The organism is Arenibacter sp. P308M17, from assembly GCF_003426735.1.
Lineage (GTDB): Bacteria > Bacteroidota > Bacteroidia > Flavobacteriales > Flavobacteriaceae > Arenibacter.
In genome coordinates, this window is the sequence record NZ_QVON01000008.1 from 49706 (window position 1) to 67613 (window position 17908).

11 protein-coding genes are annotated in these 17908 nt (G+C 39.9%); 10 read left to right on the top strand and 1 reads right to left on the bottom strand.

Annotation, left to right across the window (positions count from 1 at the left end):
- Positions 1-439: 439 nt before the first annotated feature.
- Positions 440-727: a relaxase/mobilization nuclease domain-containing protein gene (locus tag D0S24_RS17445; protein ID WP_181938126.1), complete on the top strand. Its 288-nt coding sequence runs from the start codon at positions 440-442 to the stop codon at positions 725-727.
- 308 nt (positions 728-1035) lie between these two features.
- Here D0S24_RS17445 and D0S24_RS17450 read toward each other — a convergent pair whose 3' ends face one another.
- Entirely contained in the window at positions 1036-2358 is a 1323-nt protein-coding gene (locus tag D0S24_RS17450) for a phage integrase SAM-like domain-containing protein (RefSeq protein ID WP_117021115.1), read from the bottom strand.
- 679 nt (positions 2359-3037) lie between these two features.
- Between D0S24_RS17450 and D0S24_RS17460 the strand changes: the two genes are divergently transcribed.
- The 9 genes from D0S24_RS17460 (at position 3038) to D0S24_RS17505 (ending at position 17908) form a co-directional block, all read left to right on the top strand.
- Positions 3038-3553 (top strand): type II toxin-antitoxin system HipA family toxin, encoded by a 516-nt coding sequence (locus tag D0S24_RS17460; protein ID WP_117021117.1) that lies wholly within the window; start codon positions 3038-3040, stop codon positions 3551-3553.
- 469 nt (positions 3554-4022) lie between these two features.
- On the top strand, positions 4023-4607 hold the full coding sequence (locus D0S24_RS17465) for a carboxymuconolactone decarboxylase family protein (protein WP_117021118.1): 585 nt from the start codon (positions 4023-4025) through the stop codon (positions 4605-4607).
- Complete coding sequence (locus D0S24_RS17470; protein ID WP_117021119.1) at positions 4597-7359, top strand: TonB-dependent receptor; 2763 nt, start codon at positions 4597-4599, stop codon at positions 7357-7359. Before D0S24_RS17465 ends, D0S24_RS17470 begins: the two co-directional genes overlap by 11 nt.
- On the top strand, positions 7359-8606 hold the full coding sequence (locus tag D0S24_RS17475) for an MFS transporter (RefSeq protein WP_117021120.1): 1248 nt from the start codon (positions 7359-7361) through the stop codon (positions 8604-8606). Before D0S24_RS17470 ends, D0S24_RS17475 begins: the two co-directional genes overlap by 1 nt.
- Positions 8607-8635: 29 nt before the next feature.
- Complete coding sequence (locus D0S24_RS17480) at positions 8636-9181, top strand: carboxymuconolactone decarboxylase family protein (protein ID WP_117021240.1); 546 nt, start codon at positions 8636-8638, stop codon at positions 9179-9181.
- Positions 9153-9731, top strand: coding sequence for a carboxymuconolactone decarboxylase family protein (locus tag D0S24_RS17485; RefSeq protein ID WP_220377780.1), 579 nt, complete (start codon positions 9153-9155; stop codon positions 9729-9731). The genes D0S24_RS17480 and D0S24_RS17485 overlap by 29 nt, the downstream gene beginning before the upstream one ends.
- 5 nt (positions 9732-9736) lie before the next feature.
- Positions 9737-10879 (top strand): DUF3179 domain-containing (seleno)protein, encoded by a 1143-nt coding sequence (locus tag D0S24_RS17490; protein WP_117021121.1) that lies wholly within the window; start codon positions 9737-9739, stop codon positions 10877-10879.
- A gap of 995 nt (positions 10880-11874) precedes the next feature.
- Positions 11875-14628: a Two component regulator three Y domain-containing protein gene (locus tag D0S24_RS17500; protein WP_117021123.1), complete on the top strand. Its 2754-nt coding sequence runs from the start codon at positions 11875-11877 to the stop codon at positions 14626-14628.
- A gap of 241 nt (positions 14629-14869) precedes the next feature.
- Entirely contained in the window at positions 14870-17908 is a 3039-nt protein-coding gene (locus tag D0S24_RS17505; protein ID WP_117021124.1) for a TonB-dependent receptor, read from the top strand.

Genomic DNA, 17908 nt, shown 5'->3' on the forward strand with positions numbered 1-17908 from the left:
ATTCAGCATCTTTCGGTTTACGGTTTTTCAACCCCCTCGGAGCCGCGCAAAAGAACAAGCGGCAAAAAAGCCGCTCGACCTTTTTTTCCCTGCCCACAAAAAAATGGATATTTCCATGATTCCTTAATTTTTTTCAATACCATATTGGACCAGATTAATTTTCCCTCTGTACCCATTTGAACTCACATGATTCCATATGGTACATAAGGCTAAATAGTTGATTGTTAGTTTTTTGTGTTCAATATCGATCGGCTATATTTATCCTTGGAAAGGATAGCAAGTTATGTTTTACGCAACGCAAAACCCCTACTTCTTACGAAGTGAAAACCCTGTCTTTGGCAGGTAAGTGATATAAATCTAGGTAGAAACCATCAACACCAAAGATTAAAAATGATAGCAAGGATACTTTATAGGAGCAATGTGCAGGGCGTGCTATGTCTTGGGCAAGGCTAATAACACCATACTCGGCTTCCAGAACACTTATTCTGATACCGATACCAATACTAAGTTTTTTGGAAGGGTCCTCTACTATCTTGGCAATCGGCATGATTCCGAAAAACGGTACGTACATGTTACCCTTAATCTTCCCCGTGGCGAACAGTTGGACGATATGGTCTTTTTTGAACTGTCCAAAAATTACATGGAACATATGGGTTATAGGGAACAGCCCTATATCGTGGTGCGGCACCATGATACCAAACTCCTATGGGGCCTTAATTGTGGATAGGGGAGAAAGAGGGTAAAATACTTTAGATGTCCTATTAGGTTCTATCTACCTAAATACTAAGGAAATTCGACAGAAGGAGGTATACCCAGTTATGTTTTGGGATTTACTCCAAAATACTTAAATAAGAATACGAGTATTTAAGATAAGTGGTAATTTCTTAATTAAGAATGATTTAGATTAAGTAAACTGAATGAAAGTAATTAAACAGAAATCTATCAATATAGAAAATTATAGAAGTTTTTAACCCAACCATTTTGTATGCAACAATTGGAGCTTTACCACCATTTAAAGAACTATCCAATTATTATTTACGAACCTTGCACTTTTGTAATCTTGGCATTAATTTCATCGAGTATTTTTGTAGTAACGCTTTTGCCATAGTGTTTTTCGGTCACTTGAACGCTCGAATGACCAAGTCCAGACGATATTTTACGGATGTCTATTCCCATGTCAAGACCAATATTTGTCCATGTGTCTCGAAGAGTGTACGTAGTAATCTTTTTTTCTATTCCCAACAAAGCGGCAATTCTCGCTGCATACTCATTAAAAATTTTTGCTTTTGCTTTGTTTACTTTATGTAAGCGTTCTGGTGAAGTATTTTCAGGTATGATAGGAAATAGGTATTCGTTATCTGTTTGACCGTTTAAATAATGATTAATAATTTTTAATGATTCATCACTTTGCAGTACGCTAAAATAATCCCCTTCATAATGAGTTTTTTTTCGAAAATACTTGATTCGATTATCCTCAAACTGGAAACGCTTCAATATTGCCATATCAAAAAAATTCATTCCCATATTATTGAACATGAATAACAGATAATTACGATTGTCCCAAATGGGTGTATTTGGTTTCAATTCCAACATGCGGATTTTATGAATATCTTCCAAATCAAGTGGAGAAGGGGCATTCGCATGGCTCTTTTTTTTGATATTTGATAAAGGCTTATGGCTTCTTAATTCTTCAAAAGTCTTTCCCGCATCGTTCATAATAGCTTGTAAACTTCTCAGGAAAATTGCTGGTGTATTTTTTGATGCATAGCGATTGCTTAAATAGGCCTTAAAATCCTTTGAAAAACCATAATCTATTGCCTTTATTTCCATATCTAGATTCTGGAATTCATCAAGAGGCACCATTTCGTCGTCTTTGATTTCATAAAGTGTTTTTATTTTAGTGTCCGCCATTCCTTTTAAATGTCTCCTAAATTTAATTAAGGACTTTAATGCATCCTCGTAGGAACTGGCAGTGGAAAATCGTTGTTCCAGACGCAAGCGAGAAAGATATTTCCCCCCATGGTTTAAGATGGTTCTAGATGGAGAAATATTAAAAAAGCGTTGTTCAATTTCTGATTTTAAACGATCCATTTCCCATTTTTTGATTTCGCCCTCGTTTTCATCAATCCATAAATCCACATCTGAGAATATTTTTTGTGTGCGTTTGGTATGTCTTACAGCGTTCAATATTCCGCTAATTTTGCCCGTTTTGTTATTGTATTGATTTTGCTTTAAATGTAAATTGAACGGAATGCTGCGTGTTTTTCGCTTGTGTCCAATGTGCAATACCAATGGAAATTTATTATCTTTAGTCCTTCCGGATAAGCGTTTATCGAGGGTAACCTTAATTGTAGCCATAATAATATTTTAATTTTTCCTGCGTGCTTTCTGCGTGCTTTTTTTGGTTTGAAGGGGTTTATTCTGATTTTAAAGATATAAAAAAAGCCAGTAAAATGGGCATTTTAGTACATATAGAGCCATATTAAACCATATACGGACTGACTCATAATCAGGTGGTCCCTGGTTCGAGCCCAGGTGGGACCACATCAAGCAGAAAACCCATCCCGAAAGGGATGGGTTTTTTCATTTTCTGAAAAAGCTAAGCTTGCTTAGGCTTTGGAAGAGAATGAAAAAACAATAACAGCTGCTAGAGCAGCTGTTGGTTTTCTATTTGCATACGCGGGACTTCTCTGGTCGATGCCGACCCTGGAGGCAGCAACCCAGGTGGGACCACGGAAAACGATTGATAAGCCCTGTAAACGCCAAGTTTACGGGGCTTTTTTATTTTTAGGGGACGAATCAGGGGACGAATATGTTTAAAATAGTTGTGTGTTTTAAAGAGTCCAGATATGAATACAATCCCTATCCTAAAAGTTCAATTTAAGATACTACTAACGTTTTTTATGATATTGCATAATTTGGCTACTTCTTTGAGCTCTATATTATATATACCCAACATTTTATGTTTGGGGAATTAACTAGTTAAAGAGTTTATTTTGAATGTTAAATCATTCATTAATCTGTTTTAATCTATTTAATGAGTGATTTATCATGCACAACTAGTATAAATTATGACAGTATCCTAAATTATTGTGATTTTAACGAGGTAAACAGCTTTAGCTACGAACAGTTATTTCAAACCATGCGGCAACTAAGGCTCCCCTATACAGATGCCGAAGAACTCTTCAGAAGAATGGTATTTAATGTCTTGGCCAGGAATTGTGATGATCATACAAAGAATTTCGCTTTCCTTTTAAAACAGGGAGGGGATTGGCAATTGGCTCCGGCCTACGATATATGTCACGCCTACCGCCCAGACAGCCAATGGGTAAGCCAACATGCCCTAAGTATTAATGATAAAAGAAAAGATATTGATGCCAATGACTTTCTTAAGATAGCTAAGGCCATGAGCATTAAAAATTTTAAAAAGATAATGGGCCGGATAGATCAAGTGGTTTCAAAATGGGAATCCTTTGCAGATACAACACAGGTAGATGTTTCTAAAAAGGTGGCCATTAAAAATACTTTAATACACTTAAAGGACATTTCTTAAAGTCAAATAAAGGAAAATCCATTGAAATACTGGGAAAATGTGGTATGTGGTAAATCCATTTTAGGGATATGTGTTTTTTGAAGATCGGTGGCTACCACTTTTTGTTCGAGGCAATTGGCAAAACTATGCCGGAAGGCACAGCTGCTCAATTGTTTATGGATTCCACAGATTTTTGCAATTTTCTTTAGGTCCTTTTTGTACCACTCTCGCTCAAAAAACTGGGTTTTTGCTCTTTCATTCCGAAATATCTGTTTATTAGGACAGATTAATCTACTCCTAATTCAATTTACTCCTTATTAATCTTGCATAAGCCTAATTGAGAGGCTAACTATATCATATTCACGGCATTTACTCATCAATTTATTGATGGGTTTCATCAGTCCATATACCCTATTCGTATAATAAATATTATTTACATAGGACAAATGCATAGTATTGACCAATTGTTCAACCAACCAAAAACAAAAAAATGTCCCATATCCCTCTAGAATCACACTTGCCAGGAATAACAGGGCTGTTGGAGTATCGCAGGGATACAGCAGAACCAATTCGCGACCTCACCCAGATATTGCTCCGCGGTCCGTCTACTTTATCCATAGGTGAAAGGGAGCTGATTGCGTCCATAGTTTCCCATGATAATGAATGCAAGTTCTGCACAATGGCCCATACAGCTGTAACCGATTTTGTTTTTGGGGATATTTCTATAGCCGAAAAGGTCAAAAATAATTTGGAGTCCGCACCGGTTAGCGACAAAATAAAGGCCCTGCTTAAAATTGCCCGACTCGTAGGCCAAAGCGGAAAAAATGTGACCGATACATCTATTGAGGAAGCCAAGAAACATGGAGCCACAGATATAGAAATCCACGACACTGTACTTATTGCTTCCCTATTTTGCCTTTATAATAGATATGTGGATGGCCTGGCTACCCATTTGCCCCAGAATCCAAATTATTTTACGGACCTCGCGGAACGGCTATCTACCAATGGATACGAACGAGCCCCGGAAGTTTATGAAAAGCTAAAAAAAGACCAAGAACATTCCAATGAAAATTAATAACTACCTTAGGCTGCTCCTATTTATCCCTTGCATTGCGTTTGGGCAAAACGCTACCCTATCCGGTACCGTCAGTACATCGGAAACCAATGAACCCTTGCCCGATGCCACTGTTGTGATCGTAGGCAAGACCATTGGAACGACCACGGATGCCAACGGACATTTTGAGTTAAATCTACCTCAAGATTATCCAATCAAAATTTCCATATCCTATATAGGATTCACTTCCCAAGAAGTTGATGTTTTGAACAACCAGCCTATAAAAATTAGTATGCAGACTCAAGGAGAAGAGTTGGATGGCATTGTAGTCTCCGCATCCCGGATGGAAGAAAGTATCTTGAAATCTCCTGTCAGTATTGAAAAAATGGATATTAAGGAAATACAACGAACCCCATCAATAAACTTTTATGACGGCCTACAAAACCTTAAGGGGTTAGATATGGTGACAAGCGGACTTACCTATAAGGAAATAAATACAAGAGGATTCAACGATACTGGAAATGCAAGATTTCTTCAATTGGTGGACGGAGTTGACAATCAGACCCCCGGGCTTTCTTTTGCCGTAGGGAATCTTTTTGGCTCTTCGGACCTTGATATGGAAAGTGCTGAATTAATTCCCGGATCTGCTTCTGCGTTGTATGGCCCCGTTGCTTTTAATGGGGTGTTGCTTATGCGCACTAAAGATCCATTCAAATATCAGGGGCTAAGTGTAAATACAAGGGTCGGTTTGAACCATTTCAACGAGCAGTATGTAAATCCACATCCCTTATACGATATTTCTGTTCGATATGCCAAAGCCATAGGAGATCGTTTTGCCTATAAGGTAAATGCCTCATACTTTACGGGCCTCGATTGGTATGCCACCAACTATACAGACGTTGACGACCTCACCCCTGTGGATGAACGCGGAGAAAATAACCCAGCTCGTGATGCCCTTAATATTTATGGTGACGAGGGAGCCCGTGAACTGCCAGGAATTGGGCGTGTATCCAGAACCGGATATGAAGAACGGGACCTGATGGATTATGATTCCTATAGTTTTAAGCTGAACGGTGCATTGCATTACCGTATCGGTAACAATGCCGAGTTGATCTATCAATACAATTACAACAAGGGTAGGGCAGCATATACGGGAAGTAACCGCTTTCAATTGAATAATTTTACATTTCAACAACATCGTCTGGAGCTCAAGGGCGACAATTATTTTATAAGGGCCTATACCAATATCGAGGATTCCAATGACTCCTATAATGGAAAGGGGCTCGGGCCTTTGGTCAATAACACCTGGGTACAAGACCTGAATGGGAACGTCGTTTCCCCAGATCAAGCCAACGACGTTTGGTATAATCGCTATTCGGAGGCTTTCAATGGAAATATAACAGGGGTTACTACTGGCAACCATCCAGAGGCAAGGAATTTTGCAGATCAGGGTCGTTTCCTACCTGGCAGTTCGGAATTCGAAAGGGAAAAGGAACGCTATATAGGAATACAGGGATTGGATGGTGCGGGAATACTTAGTCAAAGTAAATTGTACCATATAGAAGGCCAGTATGACTTTACCAATATTAAGATTTTTGATCTACTGGTTGGCGGAAACTTCCGAATATACGATATGTTCACCAATGGAACCCTTTTTGACGATGTGGACGATCCCATAATTATAAAGGAGGGCGGGGCCTTTGCACAAGTTGCCAAAGACTTACTGGATGAAAAATTAAGAGTTACCGGATCCCTTAGATACGATAAAAACCAAAACTTTAAAGGGCGGCTGACCCCGCGGGCCTCCGCAGTATATAACCTAAAGGATAGACACTACCTAAGGACATCCTATCAATCCGGATTTCGTAATCCGACCCCTGGAGATCAATACATAAAGCTCAATGCCGGGCCGATTACCATCCTTGGAGGCGTACCGGACAATAGCGATGATCTTACCGTGTACCAAAATTCGTTTACGACCACCTCATTGGGACCATTTTTTGCTAATTTCAATCAATTGATGGAGAGCGGGACACCTTTCCCGGATGCTGTTGCAATGTCCAAAGACTTACTGGTAAAATCCGATGTAGCTTATATAAAACCAGAACAGGTGAAGACCTTTGAGATTGGCTATAAGGGTCTCATCGATAACAAAATCCTGATAGATGCCAACTATTATTTTAGCAGTTACAAGGACTTTATCCTCAATCAGGTGGTCATAGAACCTGAAAGCCCAGTTTTATCCCCGGATGGATCTATTAATATTGCTGCTGCTTTTGATTTGTTGGACAATAATAGCCATCTATATCAGCTCTACGCCAACGCTTCCGATAAGGTTACCTCCCAAGGTGCCACTCTGGGAGTAACTTATCTGCTGCCAAATAATTTTTCCATTGGGGGCCATGTCTCTTGGGCGGACTATAACCTTAAAAATGCCGATCCCAATGATATTCCTGCATTCAATACCCCAAAGTTTAAGACCTCCATCATGTTTGGAAATGAGGAATTGACCAAAAATCTCGGATTTAATCTTGTATGGAGATGGCAGGATGCCTTTGATTGGTATGGGACATTTAACCAATTGCGCCCAGGTAGGATAAAATCCTATTCCATGATAGATGCGCAGATAAGCTATAAAATATTACCAATAAAATCCATCATAAAACTTGGTGCAAACAACCTAATCAATAACCAAGTATATCAGGCTTACGGATCTCCGTCCATCGGGGCGGTTTACTATGTGGGCATAACCTTCGATGAACTTTTGCGTTAATGGAAAATACACACACCACAGAACCTCTACATCCCACTTTTAGTAGCTGGTTAATTTTTTCTGTGTGTCTCTTGAGCAATATTCTGGCCGGCCAGGTTTCCACCTTAATGTCCGTATATCTGCCAACGGTATTGGAGTCGCTTTTACAGGCCACTCCTTCTGATGAAGCTTCGATAACTTTAATAGGGACCTATATCACGGCAATTTATCTTTTGGGATGGACCATTGGAGGTTTTTTTTGCGGGCTGATAAGTGATAGAATTGGGCGGGTAAGATCATTTGCCTTGTCCATGGGGCTTTTAGGGTTGTTTACATTACTGATCAGCTTTGCCCATACTTGGGAAATGATATTAGTCTATAGGTTCTTAACAGGTTTGGGAGCGGGGGGAATCATGGTTATATCCGTCACTTATCTATCTGAAGTTTGGCCAAAAAACTCTAGGAATATAATGATAGGAATCGTTTCCATTGGGTTTCCTATTGGGATATTTTCCTCAGGGATGGTCAATCTGCTGTCCGAATGGCGGGAAGGATTTCTATTCGGCACAATTCCCTTGGTCTTGGCAATTTTTGCTCTTTTTGGACTTAAGGAATCCGAGCCATGGAAACAGTCTAAGACTTTTATTTCCAAAATATCCAGTTTGGAACTAGTTAAGCAATACCGTGCGGAACTCCTACATGGAACTGTAATCTTCGGTACAATGTTGATCGGTCTATGGGCCGTTTTTTCATGGTTTCCAACATGGGTCCAAAGTTTATTGCAGCACAATGACGGACAAAAAGAAAGAGGTTTTGCGATGATGCTATTTGGTGTGGGCGGACTCATTGGTGGATTTTCTTCTGGATGGATTTCGAAAAGCTTGGGCGTAAGACAATCCATGATGCTTTGTTTTGGAGGATGTACCATTATGGCCGCTTTGTTATTTGGATCCAATTCTACCTTTTCCTGGTTAATATATGCGGAAACGGTCATACTCGCTCTTTTTTTTGGACTTAGTCAAGGTTTATTGTCCTTTTATATCCCTCAACTCTTTCCGACAGCGATTAGAGCGGGGGCAACGGGATTTTGTTTTAACTTGGGCAGAATATTTACAACTTTTGCCGTTTTTTCCTTGGGTGCTTTGGTAGATACCCTGGGAGGGTACAGCAATGCCCTATTAATTTTCTCATTGGTATTTGTCCTTGGTTTTCTTAAACTGTTTTTTGGCCAAAACTTTAAACCGGAAATCCGTTTGTCCCAAGATTGAATAAAAATCATCTTAAAGTAAAAAGAATCATGGCACACATTAAAGTCCCCGAAGGAGTTCCTGGAATAAGGAGCCTGGTTGCATTTCGGCCAGAAACCGGAAAACCACTATATGAGTTGGCTGAGGTGTTATTGCGAAACGAGTCACCACTTTCCCCAGCTGAACGGGAACTTATTGCTGCTTATGTCTCATCCCTTAATCAATGTCAATTTTGTACACTCAGTCATGCAGCGGCGGCACGTGAACTTTATGAAAGTGATGGGAAAATCGTTGATGTGACCCTCAAAAATATTAATAATGCGTCAATCGGACCTAAGTTAAACTCCTTGCTCCAAATCGCAGGAAAGGTACAACAAAATGGGAAAGAGGTTACAAAACAGGATGTCGAGGAGGCAAGAAAGCATGGTGCCTGCGACCGAGATATTCATGATACGGTGTTAATTGCCGCCACCTTTTGCATGTTTAACAGATATGTTGACGGACTCTCCAGTTGGGCACCTACCGACCTACAAGTTTATAGGGAAATGGGAAAAAGGATGGCAAAGCATGGATACCAATTTACTAAAGAGAACTAAAATGGCCCATATTCAAATTAATGAGAAACTTCCTGGGATAAGGGGCTTGATGGATTTTCGCCCAGAAACAGCCCAGCCTATGAACGATCTGGCAGAGATACTTTTACGTGGGAACAATACTCTGAGCCGTGGAGATCGGGAATTGATCGCTACCTATGTATCCTACCTGAACGGCTGCTTTTTTTGTCAAAATGCACATGGGGGAATCGCACAGCATTATTTACAATGTGATTTAAATTTTATTGATGGTATAAAGGAAAATTACGAGACCAGCTCTATTTCGGATAAACTTAAGTCCCTATTGGCAATAGCCGTAAGCGTACAGAAAGGGGGTAAAAATGTAACCGTTGGGGAAGTTGAACAAGCACGGAAATTTGGGGCCACGGATATGGAAATTCATGATACCGTATTGATTTCCGCGGCTTTTTGTATGTTCAACCGTTATGTGGACGGATTGGGGACCACTGCCCCTCTCGACAGAAACCTCTATATAGAAAGGGGTAAACAAAGAGCCGAAGAAGGCTATGCCAATTTTGATCCAAAAAACTAAATAACATGCAAAGAATATTTTATATCGGAATAGTTGGTCTTGTCCTTTTTGAGGTACTGAAGATCTATTTCATAATGCCGATGCCTGGAAGTCAGGAAATGCAGAGTATAGATTTGGCCTATTATTTAGAAACTTGGAAGTGGGCATTTCGATTACTATTTGGGGCATTTATTTTGACAGGGGCGTTTTTTGCCTATAGGGCCAAACGATGGCCCATGCTTATTTCTCTTGGACTTTGCATTGCCGTGGTATGTGTTTTTAACTTTAAGATGAGTGCAGATAAAATGTTTTATCAGCCTACCAAAATAATTATGGCGGACAGTAGTACCAATACCATTTCTATAGATAAGCTTGTTCTTGGAATTCATCATAACGGGGAATCGAGGGCATATCCCATTCAGTTGATCGCCTATCACCATCAAGTGATGGATACGGTTACCGGAAATCCCATTATGGTCACCTATTGTTCCGTATGTCGGACAGGAAGGGTATTCGAGCCCAAGGTAAACGATGCGCATGAGGTGTTTCGGCTAGTGGGAATGGATCATTACAATGCCATGTTCGAGGACAGGACAACAAAGAGCTGGTGGCGACAAGTAACGGGGGAAGCTATTGCCGGTCCTCTGAAAGGAGAGGTTTTGCCCGAGATCTTAAGTGAGCAGACTACATTAAAAAAATGGCTTGAACTTTATCCAAAAAGCAAGATTTTACAGTCCGATTCCGTCTTTATCGAGGAATACGAAGATCTAAAGGATTATGATTTTGGAATTGGGAGAGGAGACCTTACCCGAACCGATACCCTATCCTGGAAGGAGAAATCATGGGTGGTAGGCGTACAAATGGGAGATTCTAGCAAGGCCATCGATTGGAACAAATTGAAAAGGGAACGGATCATCAATTTTACAATTGAGGGGAAACCATTGTTAGTTGCTTTGGCCTCGGATGATCAAAGCTTTTTTGCCTTTGAAAGACCGGACTCGTCTCCATTTGAAATTATAAACGATACACTGGTAAATACCGATCTTAAATACGACCTATTGGGCCATTCGCGTTCTCCAAACATTCCCCCTTTAAAACGAATAAAGGCCTATCAGGAGTTTTGGCATAGTTGGAGGACTTTCCACGCGGGAGCAGAAAAAATTGAATGATCCTTTCGTTAAAAAGCCCTGTGGTGCATAAGTAGTGGTATTATTAAGGGAAGACAGTAAATACAATTGGCATTCTGTCCATGGGAAGATTTCGGATATAATGCAGGAACTGGACTAAAATGGAGTATAGCGATGGTTTTTTACATAAATCCGGTAATTTGTCCTGACCTTTACCTTTTTAACAGCTAATTTATTTCAATTATTATTTTTCTTTTTATGATATTGATTTTTAGATTATTATGATAATTGGGGATCCAGTATACGCGCTTCATTTTTTACCTAATATCACAGTCCATTTTAAAGTTATCATTGCAGGGACATGACCATGCCTATGCCCGGGACAGGTAAAAAATAGAGGGACCGGATATAGCACAGGATAATGGTAGGGAAACAAAAATTAATGCTTGGGGAGTGGAAAAAATGCCCCATGCCTTTATCATTGCTATGGATGGTTACTTGTCATGGATAAAAAGAGATACCATGCCAATTTATCTAGGCAAGTGTGTCCTCTCCGATTTTGCTTACTGCCTGGCAGATATGATTATTTTCCCGAACACCACAAAAATTGGGCAGGGTCCATGCGCAACATTTTTGGGTAAGAATTTGGGTACCATTGGATTGGTCTTTTATAGGACCAATTAATTGTAATACCGAAATTATAGGTTATGGTTTTATATATTATAGTTTGGTCCGTAAATTATTGTTTGGCGGAATTTTCGTTATATTAATAAGGTGGTTTAAGGGAATGCTTTATTATTTGGAATATACTAAGAAACTGTCTAAGTTTTATCCTTTGGTCCTTTTATGCGTCTTTTCCCGCCATACATCAGCTATTTTTCGGTCCGTAGCTATGGCTATGAACCTCAAAATACCTTCGTCTAACAAAAAAATACACTATAAAATATTCCAAAAACAAAATTTGGACAGTCTCTAAGTTTGCGTAACTTCCATAATAATTATAATGTGTCCCAAAATTTCAACGACCAGGATAATCTATGAGATTTTTAATAGCGCTTTATTTTTTTGTATTGGCAAGCCCATTGGTTAGAGGACAGAACCTTGTTCCTCCAATAGAAAACTATAGGATATTTGAATATAAGGCAGCGAGTAAAAATTGGGACCTGGCAGTAAGTCCGGAAGGAGAATTGTTCGTTGCCAATAACAAGGGATTATTGCATTTCAATGGCGAGCATTGGGCATTCTACCAACTTCCCAATAAAACTACGATTAGATCTGTGGCGTGGGTTCGGGATAAAATTTATACCGGATCATATGAGGAATTTGGATTTTGGGAAATGAATGTTTTTGGTATTTTGGAATATACATCACTTATCCATTTAATTAAGGACCATGAATTTACGAGTGAAGAGTTCTGGCAAATTTTACCTTATGGCGATGCCATAGTATTTCGATCTTTTTCTGGTATTTATGTTTTGGAGGAAAACCAAATTACCAATATTGAACCGCGTATTGTGGTGAATCATATGGCCGTATGGGAAGGTAAAATATTGGTTGCGGGGGGGAACAATGGGCTAAGTTATTTACAAGGAAAAGAATTAGTGCCCATAAATGGAACTGATATGTTGAATTCCAAGATCGTAGTAGATATGGAATCGACCAACAATGGTCTGTTGATTGGGACTAAGCTTCATGGCGTATATTTTTTTAAGGATGGCCTTCTTCGATCCCTTGATGATGACATAAATATGGAGTTGAAACAACACCAATTGAACCAAATTCTACCATTGATCAATGGACAAGTAGCCTTTGGAACTATAAAGAATGGAATATATTTTTATAATTTGGGGGATAGTAGCTATTATTCTGTAAATAGGGAGGCGGGTCTTCAAAACAATACGGTTTTATCCCTTGAGCAATATAATGATCAACTATGGATTGGGTTGGATAATGGAATAGACCGGCTGCAGTTGGATAATCCGCTTACATATTATACAGACTTAACGGGTATGGTAGGTACCGTCTATGATGTGGCCAAACACAAGGGTACCATATACTTGGGCAGCAATACAGGTATTCATTATTTTGAGGGGAAAAAACTGAAATTTGTTGAGGGCTCACAGGGTCATATTTGGGATTTGGAGGTCATAGACGGAAAATTGTTTTGTGGACATAATACAGGTACGTTTATCCTTGAAAATGATAATTTAAATTTGATTTCCGAGATATCCGGGGGTTACCAAATGATTAAAGTACCTAGTTCTGCATCACTATATCTTCAAGGAACTTATACCGGTCTGGCAAGGTATCTTAAGGAAGAACAAGGTAACTGGTCCGTAAAAGCGATTGAGGGAATAGCTTTTCCTATAAAATATCTCTGTTTTGAAAATCCTACGACCCTATGGGTGGCGCATCCGTATAAGGGTTTATTTCGGGTATTCCTAAATGAAAATTATACAAAGGTAGTGCGGATTCAGGAATTTAAGGAAGATAGTATACCGAATGTCTATAATATAAAACTCTATAATATTAAAAATCAGATCGTTCTCTATAGTGATGGTATATGGTATAAATACGACCCCATAAGAAATGGGATTTTTGTTTTTGAAGAGTTTCAGGATTACAATTTTAAAGAATTGGTTCATTTTGATAGGGATTATTATTGGTTCCGGGATCATGAGGGCGCTAAGGAATTAATTGTGACCAATCTGAATGATGATAATTTTGTTTTGGAGGATGCGCAATTGGGCAGACGTCTGGTGCCAGAGGCAGAAAATGTAATCAAGATCAATGACAGCATTTATTTTTTTACCCTAAGTGACGGTATAGGCAAACTCAACCTGGCAAATTTCCGTTCCCAATTGGGAAAATTTGAATTAACAGTACCTAGGCTTGTTTTCTTTAAGGATAAGGATGGTGCCCACGCTTTGGATGGTACTCCATTTGTGATAGAGAATAAACGGTCCCGTGAAATTGAAATGGAATTTGCCGCTCCCAACATGGTACAGCCTAAATATTTTTATATTTTAAAAGGACCGATGGAATTATCCTCCAATGTGGATAACGGAATTTTGAAGTTTCAAAATTTGCCATATGGTACATATGTTTTGGAGATTTTTACCGTGGGGATCAACAATGCGCGATCACAATCTCGAACTATTGAATTTCAAATTAAACCGCCTTGGTATCTTTCCAATTTAAGTTTTGTGGGTTATGGATTAATGGGGCTTGCTATCATCTTTTTGGTCCGAGGGTACAATAGTCGTAAATTGAGAAGGAAACACTCCCTTTTAAAAGAGAAACTGGAACGGGAACAGCAAGAGCAGCTGGCCCAATTGGAAAAGGAAAAACTGGCGAAGGAAATTAAGGTTAAACAAAAGGAACTGACCAGTACCACCTTGAGTATGGCCAGAAAGAACGAGCTTATCCTCGAACTTAAGAACCTTCTGTTGATGAACAAATCCAAATTCGATAACCAGCAACGTTACCGTTCCTTTATGAAAAAACTGAACAGTGCCATTAGCGATGATGAGGATTGGAGGCATTTTGAAGTCAATTTCAAAGAACTGCACAACGATTTCTTTGAGACGCTATTGCAGCGTTATCCAAATCTTACCCCAAAGGACCTAAAATTGTGCGCTTACCTTAAAATGAACCTTACCTCCAAGGAAATGGCACCTCTTATGGGAATAAGTACAAGGGGGGTGGAGATACATCGTTATAGACTACGCAAAAAACTGGAATTGGACAGCGAACACAACATTTCCAACTTCCTGATTACCCTGAAGTAAGAAAATCAAAGTATTAAGATAGGATTTCTCTGTTGTTTTGTGTATGTATCTACTACATCATTAATACATCTATCTGTTAAAAAATCTTAATAAATCTAGTTCATTACTACTGCAAGAACCTATTGAATGGGGCTTATGGGCATACTTTTTCCCTGATGTAGTTTTTATGTACTATTCCCAAACCTAGCTGAGCCCTTGTTTTAGTAATTTAGTAATAATCTAACTCAATATTTACATAATTATGAAAAATAGAAACGTTTTATTATTAATTTCGTTCCTGTTGCTCCAATGGTTTGTCTACGCCCAGGACAATATAACTGTACGTGGTACGATCATGGACAACGATAATTTGCCCCTACCTGGGGCTTCGGTTGTTGTTAAGGGAACAACTACCGGGACACAAACCGATTTTGATGGCAACTTTGTTTTGGACAATGTGCCTGGCAATGGTACTCTGGTCTTTAGTTATTTGGGATATACCACTTTAGAGATTTCCGTTAATGGCCAGACCTCTTTTAGCATTCAACTTAAAGAGGATACCCAAGCCTTGGACGAGGTAGTGGTTGTAGGGTATGGAACACAAAAAAAAGCGGATTTAACGGGATCCATCACTACCATTAAATCTGAGGATATTACTAGGACACCTTCTGGTGCCGCAATGCAGGCTCTTCAAGGAAAAGTAGCGGGTTTACAGGTGGTAAGTAGTGGGGCCCCGGGTTCATCGCCCACAATTAGGGTTCGTGGTATAGGTTCTTATGTAGGGGGGGCATCCGATCCTTTATATATAGTAGACGGTACATTCTTTGACGATATCGATTTTTTGAACAGTGAGGATATTGAAACCATATCGGTACTTAAGGATGCATCCGCATCGGCAATCTATGGGGTAAGGGCTGCAAACGGGGTGGTACTTATAGAAACCAAGTCCGGAAAGGTAAATCAGAAACCACAGATTACTTATAATGGTTATCAAGGTGTTCAAGTAGCCCAAAATGTGGTGAAATTATCAAATTCTGAACAATTTGCTACCCTGGCCAGGGAGTCCGGCTCTGCTTCTGAAGCACAGTTTATAGAAAATGCGATCCAGCGCTACGGACGGAGTAGGATAAACCCTAACGTGCCCAATGTAAATACGGATTGGTACGATCTGGTTTTGCGCCATGCACTTCAGCAAAACCATAGCTTTGGGGTTACGGGAGGAACAGCAGGTACTACCTATTCCGTAGGCCTTAGTTATTTTGAACAAGAAGGTATTCTTAAAATGAAAAATGACTACGAACGATTAAATATCAGGAGCAAATTGAATTTTGATATAAGCGATCGTTTAGAGGTAGGTGTTTCTACCCTCTTGAGCAATGCAACCAAATTTCGTCCGGAAAATACGGCTTTTGCATTGGCTTATTTTGCGGTGCCCACTATGCCCGTTCTTGATCCCTCCAAAACGGATGCATTTCCCAGACCTTATGCCAATGCACAGGATTTGGGCTATAGAGGTACCCAAAACCCTTTTCCTATAATGGAAAATACGGAAAACAGGGATAAAATCCGAAATACCTTAATGACCATAGATTTAAGCTATCAGCTTATTCCCGATAAATTAACTTTTAAAACAGCATATTACCACAATTTCGAAACCCTTGAAACCAGGGAAGTAAGGCTTCCATTCTTTTTTGGTAATGGCAATGCCTTTAGGGAAAATGCGGAGTTGATCAAAAAAATGGAAACGTTTTCCGAGCAAACTTGGGACAATACGTTGACCTATAACGACAGTTTTGGAAAACACAATTTGACCGTTTTGGGAGGCAGCTCTTTTAGGGATAGGTCTTTGGAGCAGTTGGAAGCAAAAGGACTTAATTTTCCCAATGGCCCAGGAATTGGGGACGAATCCTATTATTTGGATCTGGCAAAAACCATAGATGTAGATGGTGTAGGGGACAATGGGGTAGGACAATACTTCTTCTCCTATTTTGGCCGTGTCGCTTATAATTTTGATAGTAAGTATTTGCTATACGGTACGTTCCGTGCAGATGGCACCAGCAAGTATCAGGAGAAATGGGGTTATTTCCCAACAGTGGGTGCCGGTTGGGTAGTTTCTGAAGAACCTTTTATGGAGAACAATGGTGTTTTCGATTTCCTAAAACTAAGGGCAAGCTGGGGAGAATTGGGGAATGCCAATGTAAACTCCAGCACAGGCGGAATAACTTCGGAAGAGGTTAGTGCTGCTTTTGGGGATACAAGATTTCCGGGATTGGTAACCAGTAGCGATTTTGAAGCCTTAAAATGGGAAGTGACCGCAGAAACGAATGCGGGTATGACAGCCAGATTGTTCAACAATCAATTATCCGTTGAAGCCGATTATTTTAGCAGGGAAACAAGGGATGCCGTAATACCGGTTTCAAGGCTTTTGGTACCTGGAGAAACCAGACAGAATGTTGGGATCATCAGAAATTCGGGAGTTGAGATAGTATTAAATTGGAACAAGCAAGTCTCTGAAAATTTTAAGTATAGCATAGGGGCCAATTTTTCGACTTTGAAAAATGAAGTGTTGGATCTTGCTGGACAGGAAAATTTAACTTCGGGAGGGGACACTGCACAGCGGACCGTTGTGGGTGGAACCATAAGCCCATTTTTTGGACTTGAGGTTGCAGGGGTATACCAAACGCCCGAAGAGATCCAGGCAGACCCCATGGCACAAGCTGCTATCACGGACGGATTGGTGGTACAGCCTGGGGATTTCAGGTTCGTGGACCACAATGGGGACCAGATGATAGATGCACAGGATAGGGTAGATCTGGGGTCCTATATACCAACTTATTCCTTTGGGTTTAATATGGGGCTTAATTATAAGGCGTGGGATTTTTCCTTGAACGTAATTGGGCAGGGGGGCAATGTCATAGCCAATCAAAAACGTTTTGCCATACGGCAAACGTCAGATCCCAATATGGATAAGGATTTTGCAGTCAACCGTTGGCATGGTGAGGGGACTTCCAATACATACCCTTCGGCAAGGGGGATTAGAAATCCGTGGAGCAATCAATTCCTGAATAGCTTTTTTGTGGAAAAGGGCGATTTTGTGAGGCTGCAAAACGTAACATTAGGCTACACCTTACCACAGTTAAAGGGCAAATTCAACCCCAACATCAGGTTTTATATGACCGCTGAAAGACCGTTGACCTTGTTTGACTACAATGGCTTTACCCCCGAGGTTTCGGATGGTAGGGACAATCAAACCTATCCTATCCCCGGAGTGTATACTTTGGGCGTAAATATTAAAATTTAA

Bases quoted from the DNA above. Each gene is read 5' to 3' on its own strand.
- D0S24_RS17450 (WP_117021115.1), bottom strand. From the start codon at position 2,358: ATGGCTACAATTAAGGTTACCCTCGATAAACGCTTATCCGGAAGGACT.
- D0S24_RS17460 (WP_117021117.1), top strand. From the start codon at position 3,038: ATGAGTGATTTATCATGCACAACTAGTATAAATTATGACAGTATCCTA.
- D0S24_RS17465 (WP_117021118.1), top strand. From the start codon at position 4,023: ATGTCCCATATCCCTCTAGAATCACACTTGCCAGGAATAACAGGGCTG.
- D0S24_RS17470 (WP_117021119.1), top strand. From the start codon at position 4,597: ATGAAAATTAATAACTACCTTAGGCTGCTCCTATTTATCCCTTGCATT.
- D0S24_RS17475 (WP_117021120.1), top strand. From the start codon at position 7,359: ATGGAAAATACACACACCACAGAACCTCTACATCCCACTTTTAGTAGC.
- D0S24_RS17480 (WP_117021240.1), top strand. From the start codon at position 8,636: ATGGCACACATTAAAGTCCCCGAAGGAGTTCCTGGAATAAGGAGCCTG.
- D0S24_RS17485 (WP_220377780.1), top strand. From the start codon at position 9,153: ATGGATACCAATTTACTAAAGAGAACTAAAATGGCCCATATTCAAATT.
- D0S24_RS17490 (WP_117021121.1), top strand. From the start codon at position 9,737: ATGCAAAGAATATTTTATATCGGAATAGTTGGTCTTGTCCTTTTTGAG.
- D0S24_RS17500 (WP_117021123.1), top strand. From the start codon at position 11,875: ATGAGATTTTTAATAGCGCTTTATTTTTTTGTATTGGCAAGCCCATTG.
- D0S24_RS17505 (WP_117021124.1), top strand. From the start codon at position 14,870: ATGAAAAATAGAAACGTTTTATTATTAATTTCGTTCCTGTTGCTCCAA.